The sequence below is a fragment of the Mesomycoplasma sp. genome (genome assembly GCF_056854695.1).
The window spans coordinates 151,571-168,625 of sequence record NZ_JBXGGF010000009.1; the positions used below are offsets into that span (position 1 = coordinate 151,571).

The following is a 17,055-nucleotide window of genomic DNA, read 5'->3' on the forward strand; positions in this document are numbered from 1 at the left end:
CAAAATAAAATCTTTAATAATAAAAAATATATATCACAAAAATTCAAAAATAATGCTTTTAGTTAGCATATTTTTTGTGAATAACTATAAATATACCACATTTTATGGTAAATAATATAAAATAACTCTATGTTTTAAAGGGGATTGAAAAAAGTAAAGTAGCAAATAAAATCAAATAATTTAACCTAAAAAATGAACTTTTTTTGTTATTTTACAAGCAGAAAAATAAATTGAATTTTTATAATAATAAAACTTTAAAACAATAATTGTTTCGCAAAAGGATCAATATGAAATTATTAGAAGAATACAAAAAATTAATTGATGAAATTTCATCAAAGGAATTTAATCAAGACCAAAAAGATTTGGCCAAAGAAATTTTGGAAAAATTTGATGACAAAAAACTTGAATATATTTATCAATTTGTAGCTCAAAGAGTAAAAATAGGTTATCGATTTGATATAGCACCAGAATCAGATTCAAAAACTATTGCAATTTTGGAAAAAAATGAAGATTTAAGTTTCAAATTTGATGAAAATAGTTCAAATTCCAATAATTTAATTATTGGTGAAAACTATGATGCTCTCAAAAATCTTCTTCTCATAGAGAGAGAGAGAGAGAGAGAGAGAGAGATCGGATTTAGAATCTAAATACGACATTATTTATATTGATCCACCATACAACACTGAAGCAACACACAATGATGGTAATTCTGTTACTAATGACAAAGAAAATATTGAGTCTAAAAAATTTATTTATCGTGATAAATTTTCACGCAATGGTTGACTTAATTTAATGAATGAACGACTTAGACTTGCTAGAAAACTTCTAAAAGATGATGGTTTTATTGCTATTTCAATTAACGATTCAGAACAAGCTTATTTGAAAATCTTAATGGATGAGATTTTTGGTGAAGAAAATTTTATAACTAATATGATTTGAAAAAGTAAAAATGCAGGAAGTGGTAATGATAGCAAATTTACCAAAAATCTTACTGAGTACATTTTGCTTTATACCAAAAATATTAACATATTTAAATTAAATACATTAAAACAAAATGATGAACAATTTAAAAGCTATAAGTTTGAAGACAAACACATTGCAACACGTGGCAAATATAAACTATCCCAATTAGATGTTGCTTCTTTAACATATTCAAATAAAATGGATTATAAATTTGAGTACCAAGGCAAGTATTATTATCCTGGTGGTGATGAAAACAAATGACTGGCACGTCAACAAGGCAAATTTAACAACAATGATTGATGTTGGCGTTGAAGTAAGAAAAATTTACTTCAGGGACTTGAAAAAGATCTTATTGAAATCAAAAACAACAAATTATATAAAAAACAATATCAATTTGTTGACAATTATGGTAAAACGATTGAAAGAACAAATAAATTTGTAAATTTAATTGATACACCAGATAAATTTAGCACTAATGGTGTAAAAGAAGTTAAAGCAATCTTTAATGATAATAAAGTTTTTAATTACCCAAAACCCATTAATTTAATTACTCATATTATCTCTATGCACCCAAACAAAAATGCAAGAGTTTTAGATTTTTTCGCAGGTTCAGGAACAACTGGTCATGCTATTTTAGAACTTAATAGACAAGATGGTGGAAACCGAAGTTTTACACTTGCTACCAACAACCAAAACAATATTGCAACTAATATTACTTACGAAAGACTCTTTAGAATTAACAAAGGGCAAGGCACAAAGGGTGAAACTTTTGACTGAGCAAACAAAAATGAAGTATATAAATCAAATTTAAATGTATATAACATTAATTATTTTGATGTTTCATTGACACAAGATCAAACAACATTAAATGAGTTAATGGATAAACTCAAAAAACTTTTTAAAGATTTGAATATTAATCTTGAAAGCACAAAATCAAATAACTACAAATTATTATTAGATTCATTGCTAGCGCTCAAACCACAAAAAACAGATGGATAAAATTAAATTTAATTTCTACTGAGGAGAATTATGGAATTATCCAATATCCAAAATAAAGCAATTGCAAATTTACTAGAAAAAGCCGAACAAATATTATCAAAACAATTATCAAAACAAAGTGATGATAATATTAATAAAAGTGTTTATTTTAAAGCCCCAACTGGTTCTGGTAAAACCTTTATGATGCTTAATTTTATAGACAAATTAATCAATTTAAATCAAAGCAAAGGTTTTAACCTAAACCTAGTTTTTGTTATTGTGACACTCTCTAGTGCTGAACTACCAAAACAAATGGAGCAAAGTTTTAAAAAATATAGATATTTTATAGATAATCAAAATATATTAATTAAAAGAATTGAGAGCCCTTCAAACAATAATGCATTTTCTGAAAAAAACTATGAGTTTCAAGCTGAACCAAATTCTGTTTGAATTATGGGTGGAGCCACCTTTAGAACCAACACTATTTTAAATACTCAAGGTTCTCTTGAAATCTTTTTAAATGAATTAAAAAGAAATCAGTACACTTTAATTTATATTAGAGATGAAGCCCATATCGGAGCTGAGCAAAAAATTAATAATAAATCTAAATTAAGTAATTTTGAACAAGGATTACAAGATTCAGCTGATTTTATTTTAAAAATGACTGCTACACCACCAACTGATTCAATATATCAATTAGTCGAAATTAAAGAAAAAGAATTAATTAATGACAACATTAAACTTATCAAACCTACAAAGCAATTCAATAAAGGACTCCAACAAGGACAACAATATGATAGTGATGAAATTTTAAATATTGCTTGTGAAGAGTTTAAAAAAATTAAATCAAAATACAATGATAGTGAAAATGAGCCAGGTGTTGTGGGTATCAACCCGGCAATGCTAATTCAAGTTGACAACAAATCTTCTAATAATGAAGAAGAATTTGAGAAAAATATAGAGAAAATTATTGATATTTTAGAAAAACATGGTTTTTCTTGAGTTAAATATTTTGACAGCAATAATAAAAATACAAATTTAAGACAAAAAGAAAACTGAAACTTGCAAGATATTTCTAAAAAAAACTCTCCTTGTGATGTAATTATTTTTAAAATTGGGCCTGCCACAGGATGAAATATTCCAAGAGCATGTATGTTAGTACAACTAAGAAATGTGTCTTCTTCTAATTTGAGTATTCAAACAATTGGACGAATTAAAAGAAATCCAAATCCTAATTTTAATTTTCACAATGAATCTATTGCAAATGAATATTTTATTTATAGCAACACTGATGATAAAAAATTTAATAAAAATATTCGAATTGCAACTCTTAAAGATGAATATATGGATGAATATTTTCTAGTGGGTGAAATTCAAAAATCTACTGTTCAAAAATTAAATGAGGATTTCATTGAACACTATGAAGATTTATCATTTTTAGTGTTAAATGATGCATTTAACAAATCAGATAATAAATCACAATGAGATAAGGAAAAAATTCAAAAATACTTTAATAATAAATTGCATAAAATAATGGAAGAATATTTGGAAAACGGGTATATTGCATCTGAACAAAAAAGCCATGGCGAAAGTGCTTGAATTGCAAATAGTTCGAAGATTTACAATATTTTTGAACTAGAAAAATGAAATATTACAAATATTAATAGACACAGAAAATTTTTTACAATCAATTTGCAAAAATATTTAGATGATTTGTTGAATTTTTGTAATAAAAATATTGATTTTAATCAATTTCAAGATTCTTCAAACATTCAAAAAATAAATATTAGCAAGCAAAAATCTCAATTTTTTTGATACATTATTTATGAAAATTTTGTTAAAGAGTTTAAAAACAAATATAGCGAAGCTAAAAAGAAAATTGATAAGAAAAATGTTGAATACAAAGTTAAAGGTATTCAACAACTTCCAAAACAATTTGTTTTATTCGAAGATGAAGATGCAAAAAATGTTATTAAAGAAACAAACGATACTTTTGCATATAAAATTAACAATGAAAATATTAAAGATTTTCCACTTGATTCTGAACCAGAAAAAATATTTGTAAATGAAATTTTAAATTATACAAAAAGAGACAAAATTAAGAAAAATAGCAAAGACAATAAAAAGGAAAATAAAGAATCTAATAATAAAGATAATATAAAATTATGATCAAAAAATCCCGTTTATAATGGAATTGGATTTAATTATGTTGATGACAACCTAGAAATTTCTTATTCATACCCTGACTTCGTAATTAGAAAAAATAATCATCTTATCTACTTTGAAGTTAAAAAATACAATAGTGATATAGATGAAAAGAAAACTGAACAAATTCACAAAGCATATGAAGAATACATTAAAATATTTAACAAAGATAAGCAAAATCCAGAAACAGCCATTAACACAAAATTTTCTTTAATTTTAGTTTTAGTCAAAGATAAAGACACTATTTATTATGCAGGTTTTAGTTCACTAGAAGAACTAAATGAAAAATTATCTGAAACAAATAATAAAAACATAAAAATTCATGATCGAATCAAATCTACTTATTTTTTAACACTAAAAGATATTTTGGAGCATAAAGAAGATTAAAGCATTAATTTAAAATTAAATTATTACTTTCAATCTAAAAAAAGCAAAGTTTTTTTGCTTTTTTTTATTAAATTTAATTTAAATTGTGGAAAATAGAACAAAAAGTTTCAAAAAAGTTCTATTTCACTATATAAATTCAAAAAACTAATAAAATACTAGTAAAATATAGAGAGATTTATAAATATTAAAGAGAGGTTAATATGTCAAAAATTATTAAATTACTTGCTCGTGAAGTTTTAGACTCACGTGGTAACCCAACTATTCAAGTTGAAGTTCATACTGAAAAAGGTGCTTTTGGTTCTGCTATTGTTCCATCAGGTGCATCAACTGGTTCACGTGAGGCTTTAGAACTACGTGATCAAGATAGTCAATATGAAGGAAACTGATTTGGTGGAAAAGGTGTTCAAACTGCTGTTGATAATGTTAATAAAATTATTGCTCCTGGACTTGTTGGAAGTTGTGTTTTCAACCAAAGAGGAATTGACAAAGCGATGATTGATTTAGATGGTACTCCAAATAAATCAAAATTAGGAGCAAATGCTATTTTAGGTGTTTCTCTAGCTATTGTAAGAGCTGCGGCAGATGAACTCAATATTCCTTTATATCGTTACATTGGTGGAACAAATCCTAGTCAGTTACCAGTTCCTATGTTAAATGTTATCAATGGGGGAGAACACGCTTCAAACACCCTTGATTTCCAAGAATTTATGGTTATGCCTTTAGGCGCAAAAACTTTTAAAGAGGCACTTCAAACTGCAAACAAGATTTTTCACACATTAGCTAAACTATTAAAACAAGCTGGACATGGAACTCAAGTTGGAGATGAAGGTGGATTTGCACCAAACTTAAACTCACATGAAGAAGCTCTTGACTTTTTAGTAGAAGCAATTAAAAAAGCTGGTTTCAACCCTGCAACTTCAGGAACAAACGCTGTTGCAATTGCTCTAGATTGTGCTGCAAGCGAATTATACAAAGACGGTGTTTATAGTTTTAAAAAACTTAAACAAGCACACGCAAATAATCCAAAAGCAAATATTAAATATGACTTTACTAGTGAAGAATTATTAGACTACTATGGTGCGTTATTTGCAAAATATCCAATTATTTCAGTAGAAGATGGATTTGCAGAAGGTGACTGAGCAGGATTTATTAAATTTACAGAACGTTTTGGAAAAACACACCAAATTGTTGGTGATGATTTAACTGTAACTAATGCAAAAATCTTACAAGAAGCTATTGATAAACAAGCTATCAACTCAATTCTAATTAAATTAAATCAAATTGGAACTGTTAGTGAAACTATTGACACTATTCAACTTGCTCAAAAAGCTGGATTTACAGCTGTTGTTTCACACCGTTCAGGTGAGTCTGAAGATACCACAATTGCTGACTTAGCAGTTGCTCTTAATGCTGGACAAATCAAAACCGGTTCACTTTCTAGAACAGATAGAATTGCAAAATATAATCGTTTATTATTAATTGAAGAAAGAATTTCATCACACTCTTCATACCCAGGTCACAAAGCTTTTTATAATATTAAAAACAAATAATTATGAATGCCCGTTTTTTAATTAAAAATAAAGATTTAATTAAAAATAAATTAAAAACTCGTAATTTTGATGTTTCACAAATTGATGATTTATACAACTTAGCAGTTGAAAAAAATCAATTAGAAGCATTAATTGTTGACCTGCAAGCTCAAAGAAATCAAGTAACTGCTACAATTTCTTTAGCTATTAGAAATGGTGAAAATGTTGAACAAAAAAAAGCTCAAGTTGTTGAAATAAACAAAAAACTTGAAGACATTAAGTCTAAGTTTACAGTTTTAGAAGAACAACTAAATCACCAATTACTTGCAATTCCTAACCTCCCACAAGATGATGTTCCAATTGGTAAAGATGAAAATGATAATGTTGTTATTAAAACCTGGGGTAAGCCAAATCCTATTTTTGAAGGTAAAGCACACTATGATTTTGGAATTCAAAAAGATTATTTAGATTTTCATCGTGCTGTCAAAATTTCAGGTCAACGTTTTGTAATTTATAAAACTTTAGTAGCCAAATTAGTTAGAGCTTTAATGAATTTCATGTTAGATACTCACACAAGTCGTGGTTACCAAGAAATTTTAGCTAACACTTTAGTGCAAAGTCAATCACTTTATGGTACAGGTCAGTTACCTAAATTTGAAGAAGATCTATATAAAATTGAAGGTAGAAATTTATGACTAGTACCAACTGCAGAAGTGCCAATTACCAACTATTATCAAGATGAAATTATTAATCTTACAAAACCACAGGCCTTTGTAGGTTATAGTAAATCTTATCGTTCAGAAGCTGGAAGTGCTGGAAAAGATACTAGGGGGATCATTAGAATGCATGAATTTCATAAAGTTGAACTTGTGAAATTCACAAACCAAGTAGATGGTATTCAAGAGTTTGAAAAAACCGTTGAGGATGCTAGTTACATTTTAGAACTTTTAGAAATTCCTTATCGCCAAATTGTTCTATGTACTGGTGATATGGGGTTTTCATCACAAAAAACTATTGATTTAGAAGCTTGAATGCCTTCTGAAAACAAATATCGTGAAGTCTCATCTGTAAGTTTTTGTGGCGATTTTCAAGCCCAAAGAGCTAAAATTCGTTATCGAGATGAAAATCAAAAAATTCAATTCGCTTGCACAATTAATGGTTCAGGACTTGCAATTGATAGAATTGTTGCGATTTTACTAGAGCAGTACCAGCAAAATGGTGAATTTGTAATTCCTAAAGCATTAAAACCATATTTTAATTAATAAAATTTTAATAAAGGAGTGCAAATGCTAGAATTTGGAACTGCCGGTATTAGAGGTATACTAGGTCATTTGCCCAACCAACTTAATGAAAATCACGTAAAACGTGTAGTGTTTGGTTATGCTAAATATTTATTAAAACAATTCCCTGATGTTCGACAACAGGGAATTGTTATTGCTAGAGATAATCGTCAAAAATCTTTGCAATTTGCAAATATTTCTGCTCGTATTTTAGCTAATTTTGGAATAAAAGTCTTCATTTTTAAAGATATTTGTCCAACTCCAATTGTTTCTTTTGCCATCAAACAATTAAAAGCATGTGGCGGGATCATTATCACAGCATCACACAATCCTGCTCAATATAATGGTATTAAGATATATAATAAATTGGGCTTTCAAATTTTGCCTGATCAAGTTATTCAAATTACTAATTTTTTTGAAAATTATCAAAAATTTACTACTAAAAATATTAGTAGTAAAACATTGCATTTTTCTAGAAAAATTGTTAAAGTTGATTATTTAATTGACAATTATATAAATCAACTTTTAGACTTAATTCCATTTACAACCAATAAAAATCAAAGTTATATTTACTCACCTTTACATGGTACAGGTGGGCAAGTTGTAAAAAGAATTGCTCAAAAAATTAAACTAAATTTACAATTTGTTGAAAAACAAATGCCAAAATCTACTAAATTTCATTTTGTTTCATCTCCAAATCCAGAAGACAAAAAAGCTTTTGAACTCATGGAAAAACAAATGGAAGAACAAAACTTGCAATACGGTTTTGTTAGCGATCCTGATTCTGATAGATTGGGAGTTGTTGAAAAAATTGGCAATCAGTTTTATTATTTTAATGGTAATGAGATGGCCACTTTAATTGTTGATTTTTTAATTAAGCAAAACCATTTAAACAGCAACTCTCAGTTAATAACATCTTTTGTTTCTTCATCACTACCAGCACTCATGGGAAAAAGTATAGGTTGTCAAGTTAAAATCATCCCAACAGGTTTTAAGTGAGTGGCTAACAAAATTTTAAGCAAACCAAACATTACTAACTTTGCTTTTGAAGAAAGTTACGGATCATTAATTTACCCACAACTGTCGCTTGATAAAGATGCATTACAAATAATTGTTTTTTTCTGAAAAATTCTTTCCGAAAAACCAATGTCGCTAGCAAAGCGGCTAGAACAAATCTATGAAAAATATGGATACCCAACATCCACTGTCTACTCATTAACATTTAGTGATGATCAGTTTAGTTATCTAAATGAATATTTGCAAAAATTTAGTCAATTAAAATTTGACTATTCAATTGCTCAAATTATCGATTATCGTTTAGGATTTGAAGACATTCGAGCTGAAAATATGATTAAAATACTATTTGAAAACAACTCATGGGTAGCCATGAGGCCTTCTGGCACCGAGCCAATACTAAAAATTTATGTTTTTAGTATTGATGCTCACAAAAATCAGTCCAAAATAATTAACCAATCTATTTTAAATAAGGTAAAATCTATTTTTGAAAATGAATAAAATTACTATTTTAATACCTTGCTATAATAAGCAAAATTTTTTGCCTCGTTTATTTAAAAATTTAAATAAACAAAGTGATTCTAACTTCAATATTTTATTTTTAGATGATGGTTCATCTGATAAATCAGCTAGCATGATTGCAAAATTTATTCAAGGAAAAACAAATTATAGAGCAATATTTTTAGAAAAAAATCAAGGCCTATCTAATGCAAGAAACACTCTAATTAGTCAGTGTCCTAGTGAATATTTTTACTTTATGGACCCTGATGATTTAATTTGCAAAAACACCATAAAACTTTTTAATGAGGTTTTAAAACAACAAGATTATGAAATTATTTATGCTAGATATTCTCTTATTTTTTATAGAATGCCTGTCATTAATTTTTTATCAAAATGAAAATGAAATACTAATGATTGAAAATTACCAATAAATTTTGCAGCTGATAATTCACCTTTTGTTTGAAATAAAGTTTTTCAAAAACAATGGTTTTTGGACAAAAAACTCAAATTTATTGATGGCCACATTTTCGAAGATGTGCCAATTAGTTTTGCTTCAATGATGATGGCTCAAAAAACTTATTATATTTCAAAGAAAACATACAAATATGATTTGAATTTAAAAGGTTTATCTAAAAAACCAAGCATTAGTAGAATAAAAGGTATTCATGCAAATTTGATTTATTTACACACGTTAATCAAAGAAAATAATTTCACTCAAACTTGAAATCATGTTGTTGAACAGTTTTTTTTCAAAAATATTTTAGTACATTTGTTTTTTGGCTTAAATGCAAAATTTATTATTAAAAATTTTGAAAAATGTGAAACAACTTTGAAAAATTTATACAAATTTTTCCAAAAACACAATTTTGAAAGCAAAATGGCTAAATATAGTAATAGAACAACTTTAATATTCAACTCAGCCATCAAAAATTATTTCAAAATTAAACAACTAATTTTTAAAGGAGAATATTATGAATAAATTATTGGTTATTTTACTTGACAATTTTCAAGATATTGAACTAACAACGTTTTTGTCAATTATAAAAAAAGCTCAAATATTTAATGAAATCAATTTTTATAATCCTGAAAATAAAAATGTTTCTGGACAATTTGGAATTGTAAAAATTGAAGCACAAAACCATTGACAATCAAGTGATTTTAATGCTATTTTTGTTCCAGGTGGAAAGGCGGTTCAATTACTTAGAACAAACCAAAAAACTTTAGATTTAATAAATGAGTTTTTTCAAGACAACAAGTATGTTTTTGCAATTTGTGATGCTCCAAATGCCCTTTATGAACAAAATATTACTAAGAATCTCAAATTTAGTTCTTACCCAATTGAAAATTCACAAAATTATCAAAATAGAGTTGATGATAAAGTGTGTAAAACTGGCAACTATTTTAGTGCAAGAAATGCAGATAGTGCTGCAGAGTTAGCTTTTTTAGTAATTGAGCACCTGGATTCTAAAGAAAAAGCCCAACTTATTTTAGAACAACATCAGGCTTAATTTTTCCAACTAATTCATTGATTTTTTCATTGATTTTTTCAGATTTTTCAAAAAACAATGCATGGCCACATTCTTCTAAAACATTTAGTGAAATGTGGTATTTATTTCTTACTTGCTCTAATGTTTCTAAAGGAACAAATAAATCTTGACGACCTGAAATAATTTCATAATTTTCATTATTTGCATACAATGGTTCTAGATTTTCTTTAAGTCATTTAGAATTTAAAATTTGTTTATTGACCATAAAAGAAAATAATTTATATTTTATTTGAGTTAATTTTAAGAACATAGATCCTATTTTTTTGAGTTGATCTTTATAGTTATTTTTATTACCAAAAACTAAACTTTTAGAACTTTCTACAGCATCTTTCAATGTTTTTGGAAGTAATCAATGTTTTAAGGTTTTAGCTCTAATTTTAAGAGCATCATCAACAGTAAACGGGTTTAAAGGACCACCTAAAAGTGCATAACTAACTAATTTGTTATTAAGCAAATACAAAGCACTAGCACTACCAAGTGAATGAGCGACAACCAAGCTGCCTTTAAGGTTAAAAAGTTCAACAAATTTAGCACTAATTTGTTGATAATAAGTGATATCAATGTCTTTATTAGCGCTTGATTTTCCACAACCCGGAAAATCAAAGGCAACTATATCATAATCACGATTTTCAAGCTTTTCTAATTGGAAAACAAAGGAATGCGCTGAATTAAAACCATGTAAAAACAAAACTTTCGGTTTACCTGTGTCTTCAAAAATATAGAAAATTTCTTCTTCATCTATGATTGTAGTACTCCGTTTAATCATTACTACTTAAAACCCCAAAAATAACATCTAATAATTCAGATTGAGGGATGCTGCCAAAATATTCATCAAAATTTTCAATAGAATTAAATATATTTTCAATTTCTTGACGTTCAAAAGATTTCCCAATTAATAAAGAACTAATTTCTTGAGCATCACCCTGAGATAAAAAATCACCTTCAAACTTAATGGATTTTATAGTGTTTTGCTCAATATTGGCTTTAACTTGAACAATTCCGCCACTTGTTTTAACTTTGTTTTCATATTTAAACATAGGATTGTGACCAAAGACTCATTCCTTAGATTTGCGAAAACTTGATAATTTATCAAAAATTTCTTTTTTTTCTGGTGATTCTAAAATAGTTTCTATCAAAATAGCTTTATTTTCATACTTGTTTTCAAAAAAGCTAACTAATCTTTTGATAAATTCATCATGAGAAAGTTCAAAATTTAATTCATCTAAAATATTAGTAACTCTTTGACGAATAGATTTAATTCCTTTTGATTCAATTTTTAATTTAGATGGAATCAAAACTTCAGATAATTTAGCTAAATTGGCATCAAATAAAATGGTTCCATGATGTACCATTTTATTTTTGTGAACAGCTTGTGCATTTCCTGACACTTTTGCACCATTTACTAGAACATCATTGCGACCTTTAAATTCAGCTTCTAGCCCAAGGGATTGGAAAAATTCAATAATTGGTGTCAAAAATTTCTCATAGCTATGACCAGCTTTTTTGGTAATAAAAGAAAAATTGATGTTTCCAAGATCATGATAAACAGCTCCACCACCTGATAAACGACGATAAACTTCAATATTTTCTTTTTCTACTACATCAATTTTAACTTCTTCATAAATATTTTGATTTCTACCAATGATAATAGCATTATCGTGTTGATAAAAATATAAAATATCTTCATTAATATTTTCATCTTTTAATAACATTTCTTCTAAAACCAAAGTAGTATATGGACTAGTATTTTTGCAATAATAAATTTTCATGATTATCCTTTTATTTTCCTACAAGTAAATCAAAATTTGAAATAGATTTAAACTGATTTTCAAAGCTTTCCTGATTTTCGCCAAGTTTTAAACTATCAATATTATAAATATAAATTTGTTCATAATCTCAACGGCGAGCATATTTATTTTTGTCTAAAAAATAAATCAAATCTTCCATGAATCAACCGAAAAATTTATCATTAAAATCTAATTTTCTAAGCATTCCATTAAGTTTAATTTTTAAAATTCGATAACTGTAACTCTCAACTTCAAAATCAAAAGATAAATTCAGTTCTTTACTAGTGATTTTTTGCAATTTATCATTTGGTAAAAAATTTGTAAAATTCATAATACTATAATTTTATTACTATTTATAAAATAAGTAAAAATAAAAACTTAAAATTTAAAAAGTCAAACTGAATTTTTCTATTATAATTTTTAAACTATGAAAATTGCTATTGTTGTTGATTCTTCAACCGGATTATCACCTAAGCAGGTTGAAGGAAAAGGTTGATTTTTTTTACCTTTAAGTATTGATGTAAATGGTGAACAAAAACTAGATGGTATTGATATTTCGCCATCTGAATTAAAAACTGCTTTGATGGATGCAAACAGTAATTTAAAAACAGGAACTACTCCTTATGGATTAATGCAGGAAAAATTAGAAAGTTTATCTAAAGAATATGATAAAGTAGTTGTGTTTCCTATTAGCAAAAATTTATCTTCACAATCAAATTACTTAAAAGAATTAAAAATTTCTAACTTATATGTTGTAAACTCAACCAAACTCACTTGATTGACTGTTATTGATTTATTAAAATTTGAGAAAAATTTAAAAGAAGGACTTGAATTTGAAAAAGCTTTTGATCAAATGAGTTTAGAATATGATGGTAAAGTTTTAGCTGTTCCATTTTCAACACAATCCATTGTAAAATCTGGAAGACTTTCACCAGCGGCGGCTGCTGTTGCTAGGCTCTTTAAAATTTATCCTGTTATAAAATTAGAAAATGGGAAATTAGAAAAAGAAGGGGTTGGCCGTAATTTTGAAAAAACACTTATAAAACATTTTGGTGAAATGGCAGAAACATTTAAAGATGAAGAATATTTCCCTGTTGTACTCCACTCACATAATTCAAATATCAATGATTTGGTTAGTGAATTTCAAAAATTAACGAACAAAAAAATTTTTGTTGATGTCTTACCCAATGTTGTTAACATTCACATAGGTCTTGAAGGAGTCGCTATAGGGTTTGTAAAATGTGATAAACAAATAGAATCCGAACTATTAAAAATTTATGAAAACAAATAATAATTATTATTTAGCATGATACCGTAAGTATCGACCACAAATTTTTTCTGATGTTGTTGGACAGGAATATATTGTTCAAAGTCTTAAAAATATTGTTCAATCACAACAATATTTTCATGCATTTTTATTTTCAGGGCCAAGAGGTACAGGTAAAACATCCTTAGCTAAAATTTTTGCTAACACTATAAATTGTCAACACAAACGTGATATTTTTATACCTTGTGATTTTTGTATTAGCAATATTAATAATTCATTAGACATTATTGAGATGGATGCAGCATCTAATAATGGTGTAAAAGAAATTAGAGAACTAATTGAAAACATTCACACTTTACCTCAACATTCCCCTTTTAAAATTTATATTCTAGATGAAGCACACATGCTAACCACTAGTGCCTTTAATGCTTTTTTAAAAACTTTAGAAGAACCTCCACGGCATGTAATTTTTATTTTAGCAACCACAGAAGTTCATAAAATACCTCTCACTATTTTATCTAGACTACAGCGCTATAATTTTTCAAAAGCAAAAACATCAGAAATTGTTAACAGACTTGCCTCAATTCTTGATAGAGAGGGGGCAAAATATGAAACAAACGCTCTTGAAAGTATTGCTAAACTTAGTGAAGGAAGTTTACGTGATGCTATTTCTCTTTTAGAACAATGTGCAACATATAGTAATGGTAATATTGAGCAACAAGCTGTTGAAAGTCTTTTTGGTGTAACATCAAATGCTAAATTAATTAGTTTTATCAATAATTTAGCTTCTGAGAACTTAAAACTAGCTCTTCAAGATTTACATGAAGTTTTTAACCAAAATAAGCAACCTCGTTTGTTTTTGCACCAATTAATTGATTTGATTAAAAGTTGATTGATCTATAAAACTAATGCTTCATTCGAAATGATAAGTGATTTTAGTCGAGATGAAGTTATGGATCTTCGAATTGATAGAAATTTTGCTTATAAATCTTTATTAGCGATTTATGAAACTCTTCGTGAATTGATTTATAAAGATAATCCATTGACTTACCTAGAATTAATGGCTATAAAAATAATTTCTAAAAAGGCTACAGACAAAACAACTATTGAACGACCAATTCCTGAAACAACCATTTATAAAAATGCAAATAAAATTGTTCAACAACCTAGTTTTCAAGCGAAAGAGTCAAGTGAATCTAAAATTAAAATACATTATCAGCAGCAAGATAATTCAAGTTTTTTAAATAGCACAAGTTGAAAAAACGACATCGAGATTCTTGTAAATGATCAATTTTTAGAAACCAATATTCCAGAAGAGTTGCAAATTAAAGAGGATTTGGATTTAGAGTATCAAGATAATCTCGAAACCAAAACTAATCAAAATAACATTAATGTTGATTCAATTAATGATAAAACTGAACAATTAGCTAGTTCCATACCAAATAATCCAAGCGATAATATGGAAATGACAAATTTAGATTCAAGTCAATCAAATAACTTTGAAACAAACCTAAAAGTTGAAGAACCTATAGATCAAGTCTACAATAAAAATTTGGACTATGTTTACAAATATAATAGACCAGAAAACAATATAACTGTAGATGAGTTAATGAATTTAATTGTACTAGGAAAACGTTTTGCTAAGAATTTTCCTTATGATTGAAAAGAAATAGAAGATAAACTGAAAACAGGTTTAGAAACCTATCAATTTGATAATAATTTTAATGAAATTATTTCTATTTTAAACAAAAGTTTTTTATTATTATCTGATAAAACTTTTCTTGCATTTAGTGCGATGGATCCTAAATATCATGGTTTGTTAGTTAGTATAAAAGACGATGTAAATTTGAAAAATTTTATTGTTAAAACATTTGGTTATCCAATGCACTTTTTTGCAGTTGAGCGTCAAACAATGATTGAAGCTGTAAATGCTTTGAAAAAAATAAAAGAGCAAGGGGTAAAATTTGAACCAAAACCTTTAAAACCTATAGAACAAACACAAGTTACTAAAGATGAATTTAAAAAAATGATTTTTAGTAAATAATAGCTTATTTAAATTTGTTTGTTTTGTTTTATAATTATTTTCTTAGGAGTTTATTATGAATATTCAAAATTTAATGCGACAAGCACAAAAAATGCAAAAAGAAATAGAAGCAAAAAAAAATAATCTTAAAAAACAAGAGTTTAATTTCGAACACCAAGGTGTTTCTCTTACAATGCTTGGGAATTATCAAATTAAAAAACTTACAATTGATAAAAATTTAATTGATCCAGATGATGTTGAATTACTCGAAGATTTTATTACATTAGTTATTAACAATGCGGTTGATAAAATTTCAGAAGAACATGAAGAAATAATGCCAAAACAAGAAAGTTTATAGAATGTTTGGCAAGGATTTTGAAAATCTAGCATTATTGGTAAAACAAATACCAGGAGTTAGCAAAAAACAAGCAGAACGTATCATTCACTATCTTATTGAAATTCCTGCTAATGAAATTGAAGATTTTGTTGCTAAATTATTAAATTTAAAACAAAATATGATTTTTTGTCAACGTTGTAATTTTTTGTCAGAAAATTCTACTTGCCATATTTGTTTAGATTTAGACAGGTCTCATAAGGTTTTGATTGTTGAATCGCCTGAAATTGTAGCTAAATTTGAAGCTACTAATACATATAATGGTCGCTATTTTGTTTTAGGCGACTATAATATAAAAAAATTAGAATTGCTTGAACCAAAATTAAAACAACTAAAAACAATGATAAACCCAAAAACTGAAATTATTTTAGGTATTTCATCAACATTAAACGGTTTAATTGTTTCTAGTCACATCAGCCAACATCCAACTTTTGCTAACAATAAAATTAGCCAACTAGCTACAGGGATTCCTTTTGGCGCAAGTATTGAATACATGGATAATGTTACCTTAGAACAAGCAATGAATAATAGGAAGGAAAATTCAAAATAATGTTTATAACTTTTGAAGGAATAGATGCTAGTGGTAAAAGTACAATAATAGATTTATTTGCCAAGTATTTAAAAGATAAATATCCTAATCGAGAAATTGTTATAACACGCGAGCCTGGTGGAAATCAAGTACCTGAAGCTGAAGCTATTCGATCTTTGTTGCTCGATAATAAAACCAACATTTCTCCATATGTAGAAATGCTTTTGTTTGTAGCATCAAGAAGAATACATTTAGAAAAATTAATTTGACCTGCGCTTAAATCTAACAAAATTGTTTTATGTGATAGATATATAGATTCCTCTATTGCCTATCAAGGTTTTGGACATAACTTGAATGTTGATATGATAAGTGATTTAAATAATCAAGTTTGTGAAAACACCCAACCTGATATGACATTTTTTCTTGATATTTCTATTTCACAAGCTCAAGAAAGAATGGATAAAATTAAAAATTATAAAAAAGATCGCTTTGAAGAGCATCAACAGACTTTTTATAGCGATGTAATTAAGGGATATCAATATTTAGCGCAAACTAAAAATAATTTTTTTAGTATTGAAGCATCCAAAGATCCTAAAAGCGTTGTAGATAGTATTATAAAAATTTTTGAAAATCAAAATAAGACTTGTTAAA

Annotated in this window: 16 protein-coding genes; 13 read left to right on the forward strand and 3 right to left on the reverse strand. The window is 27.1% G+C overall.

What is annotated here, in order from left to right; translation table 4 throughout:
- Nucleotides 1-287: 287 nt before the first annotated feature.
- The 8 genes from ACJHWB_RS02710 to ACJHWB_RS02745 all read left to right on the forward strand — a co-directional run bounded on the left by ACJHWB_RS02710 (nucleotide 288) and on the right by ACJHWB_RS02745 (nucleotide 10,365).
- Nucleotides 288-647, forward strand: coding sequence for a type III restriction endonuclease subunit M (locus ACJHWB_RS02710; RefSeq protein WP_483132965.1), 360 nt, complete (start codon nucleotides 288-290; stop codon nucleotides 645-647).
- Nucleotides 648-663: 16 nt separating this feature from the next.
- Nucleotides 664-1,962, forward strand: a complete 1,299-nt coding sequence (locus ACJHWB_RS02715; RefSeq protein ID WP_483133005.1) for a site-specific DNA-methyltransferase — start codon at nucleotides 664-666, stop codon at nucleotides 1,960-1,962.
- Between the two features lie 30 nt (nucleotides 1,963-1,992).
- The gene (locus ACJHWB_RS02720) at nucleotides 1,993-4,533 is read left to right on the forward strand and encodes a DEAD/DEAH box helicase family protein (protein WP_483132966.1); all 2,541 of its coding nucleotides are present in this window, start codon (nucleotides 1,993-1,995) and stop codon (nucleotides 4,531-4,533) included.
- 200 nt (nucleotides 4,534-4,733) lie between these two features.
- A complete protein-coding gene (gene eno, locus ACJHWB_RS02725) occupies nucleotides 4,734-6,083 on the forward strand; it encodes a phosphopyruvate hydratase (protein WP_483132967.1) in 1,350 nt (449 codons plus the stop codon).
- Nucleotides 6,083-7,324: a serine--tRNA ligase gene (gene serS, locus ACJHWB_RS02730; protein ID WP_483133006.1), complete on the forward strand. Its 1,242-nt coding sequence runs from the start codon at nucleotides 6,083-6,085 to the stop codon at nucleotides 7,322-7,324. The genes eno and serS overlap by 1 nt, the downstream gene beginning before the upstream one ends.
- Nucleotides 7,325-7,348: 24 nt before the next feature.
- Nucleotides 7,349-8,857, forward strand: coding sequence for a phospho-sugar mutase (locus ACJHWB_RS02735; RefSeq protein ID WP_483132968.1), 1,509 nt, complete (start codon nucleotides 7,349-7,351; stop codon nucleotides 8,855-8,857).
- Nucleotides 8,850-9,836, forward strand: a complete 987-nt coding sequence (locus ACJHWB_RS02740; protein ID WP_483132969.1) for a glycosyltransferase family 2 protein — start codon at nucleotides 8,850-8,852, stop codon at nucleotides 9,834-9,836. The genes ACJHWB_RS02735 and ACJHWB_RS02740 overlap by 8 nt, the downstream gene beginning before the upstream one ends.
- Nucleotides 9,829-10,365: a DJ-1/PfpI family protein gene (locus tag ACJHWB_RS02745; protein ID WP_483132970.1), complete on the forward strand. Its 537-nt coding sequence runs from the start codon at nucleotides 9,829-9,831 to the stop codon at nucleotides 10,363-10,365. The genes ACJHWB_RS02740 and ACJHWB_RS02745 overlap by 8 nt, the downstream gene beginning before the upstream one ends.
- On the opposite strand, the gene ACJHWB_RS02750 is transcribed toward ACJHWB_RS02745, so the two are convergent.
- From ACJHWB_RS02750 to ACJHWB_RS02760, 3 genes are read right to left on the reverse strand one after another with little or no spacing between them, the layout of a single operon-like run.
- Nucleotides 10,340-11,170 carry an alpha/beta fold hydrolase gene (locus tag ACJHWB_RS02750; RefSeq protein WP_483132971.1) on the reverse strand — a complete coding sequence of 277 codons (831 nt, stop codon included), beginning with the start codon at nucleotides 11,168-11,170 and terminating at the stop codon, nucleotides 10,340-10,342. The genes ACJHWB_RS02745 and ACJHWB_RS02750 overlap by 26 nt on opposite strands.
- Nucleotides 11,163-12,173, reverse strand: coding sequence for a lipoate--protein ligase (gene lplA / locus ACJHWB_RS02755; RefSeq protein WP_483132972.1), 1,011 nt, complete (start codon nucleotides 12,171-12,173; stop codon nucleotides 11,163-11,165). Before lplA ends, ACJHWB_RS02750 begins: the two co-directional genes overlap by 8 nt.
- 10 nt (nucleotides 12,174-12,183) lie before the next feature.
- Nucleotides 12,184-12,522: a hypothetical protein gene (locus ACJHWB_RS02760; RefSeq protein ID WP_483132973.1), complete on the reverse strand. Its 339-nt coding sequence runs from the start codon at nucleotides 12,520-12,522 to the stop codon at nucleotides 12,184-12,186.
- Between the two features lie 96 nt (nucleotides 12,523-12,618).
- Here ACJHWB_RS02760 and ACJHWB_RS02765 point away from each other — a divergent pair, with 96 nt between their 5' ends.
- The 5 genes from ACJHWB_RS02765 to tmk are packed head-to-tail and all read left to right on the forward strand — an operon-like array spanning nucleotide 12,619 to nucleotide 17,054.
- Nucleotides 12,619-13,482: a DegV family protein gene (locus tag ACJHWB_RS02765; RefSeq protein WP_483132974.1), complete on the forward strand. Its 864-nt coding sequence runs from the start codon at nucleotides 12,619-12,621 to the stop codon at nucleotides 13,480-13,482.
- Nucleotides 13,469-15,502 carry a DNA polymerase III subunit gamma/tau gene (gene dnaX / locus ACJHWB_RS02770; protein WP_483132975.1) on the forward strand — a complete coding sequence of 678 codons (2,034 nt, stop codon included), beginning with the start codon at nucleotides 13,469-13,471 and terminating at the stop codon, nucleotides 15,500-15,502. The genes ACJHWB_RS02765 and dnaX overlap by 14 nt, the downstream gene beginning before the upstream one ends.
- 55 nt (nucleotides 15,503-15,557) lie before the next feature.
- Nucleotides 15,558-15,839, forward strand: a complete 282-nt coding sequence (locus ACJHWB_RS02775) for a YbaB/EbfC family nucleoid-associated protein (protein ID WP_483132976.1) — start codon at nucleotides 15,558-15,560, stop codon at nucleotides 15,837-15,839.
- 1 nt (nucleotide 15,840) lies between these two features.
- A complete protein-coding gene (locus ACJHWB_RS02780) occupies nucleotides 15,841-16,425 on the forward strand; it encodes a toprim domain-containing protein (RefSeq protein ID WP_483132977.1) in 585 nt (194 codons plus the stop codon).
- Nucleotides 16,425-17,054 (forward strand): dTMP kinase, encoded by a 630-nt coding sequence (tmk, locus tag ACJHWB_RS02785; RefSeq protein WP_483132978.1) that lies wholly within the window; start codon nucleotides 16,425-16,427, stop codon nucleotides 17,052-17,054. Before ACJHWB_RS02780 ends, tmk begins: the two co-directional genes overlap by 1 nt.
- Nucleotide 17,055: the final 1 nt, after the last annotated feature.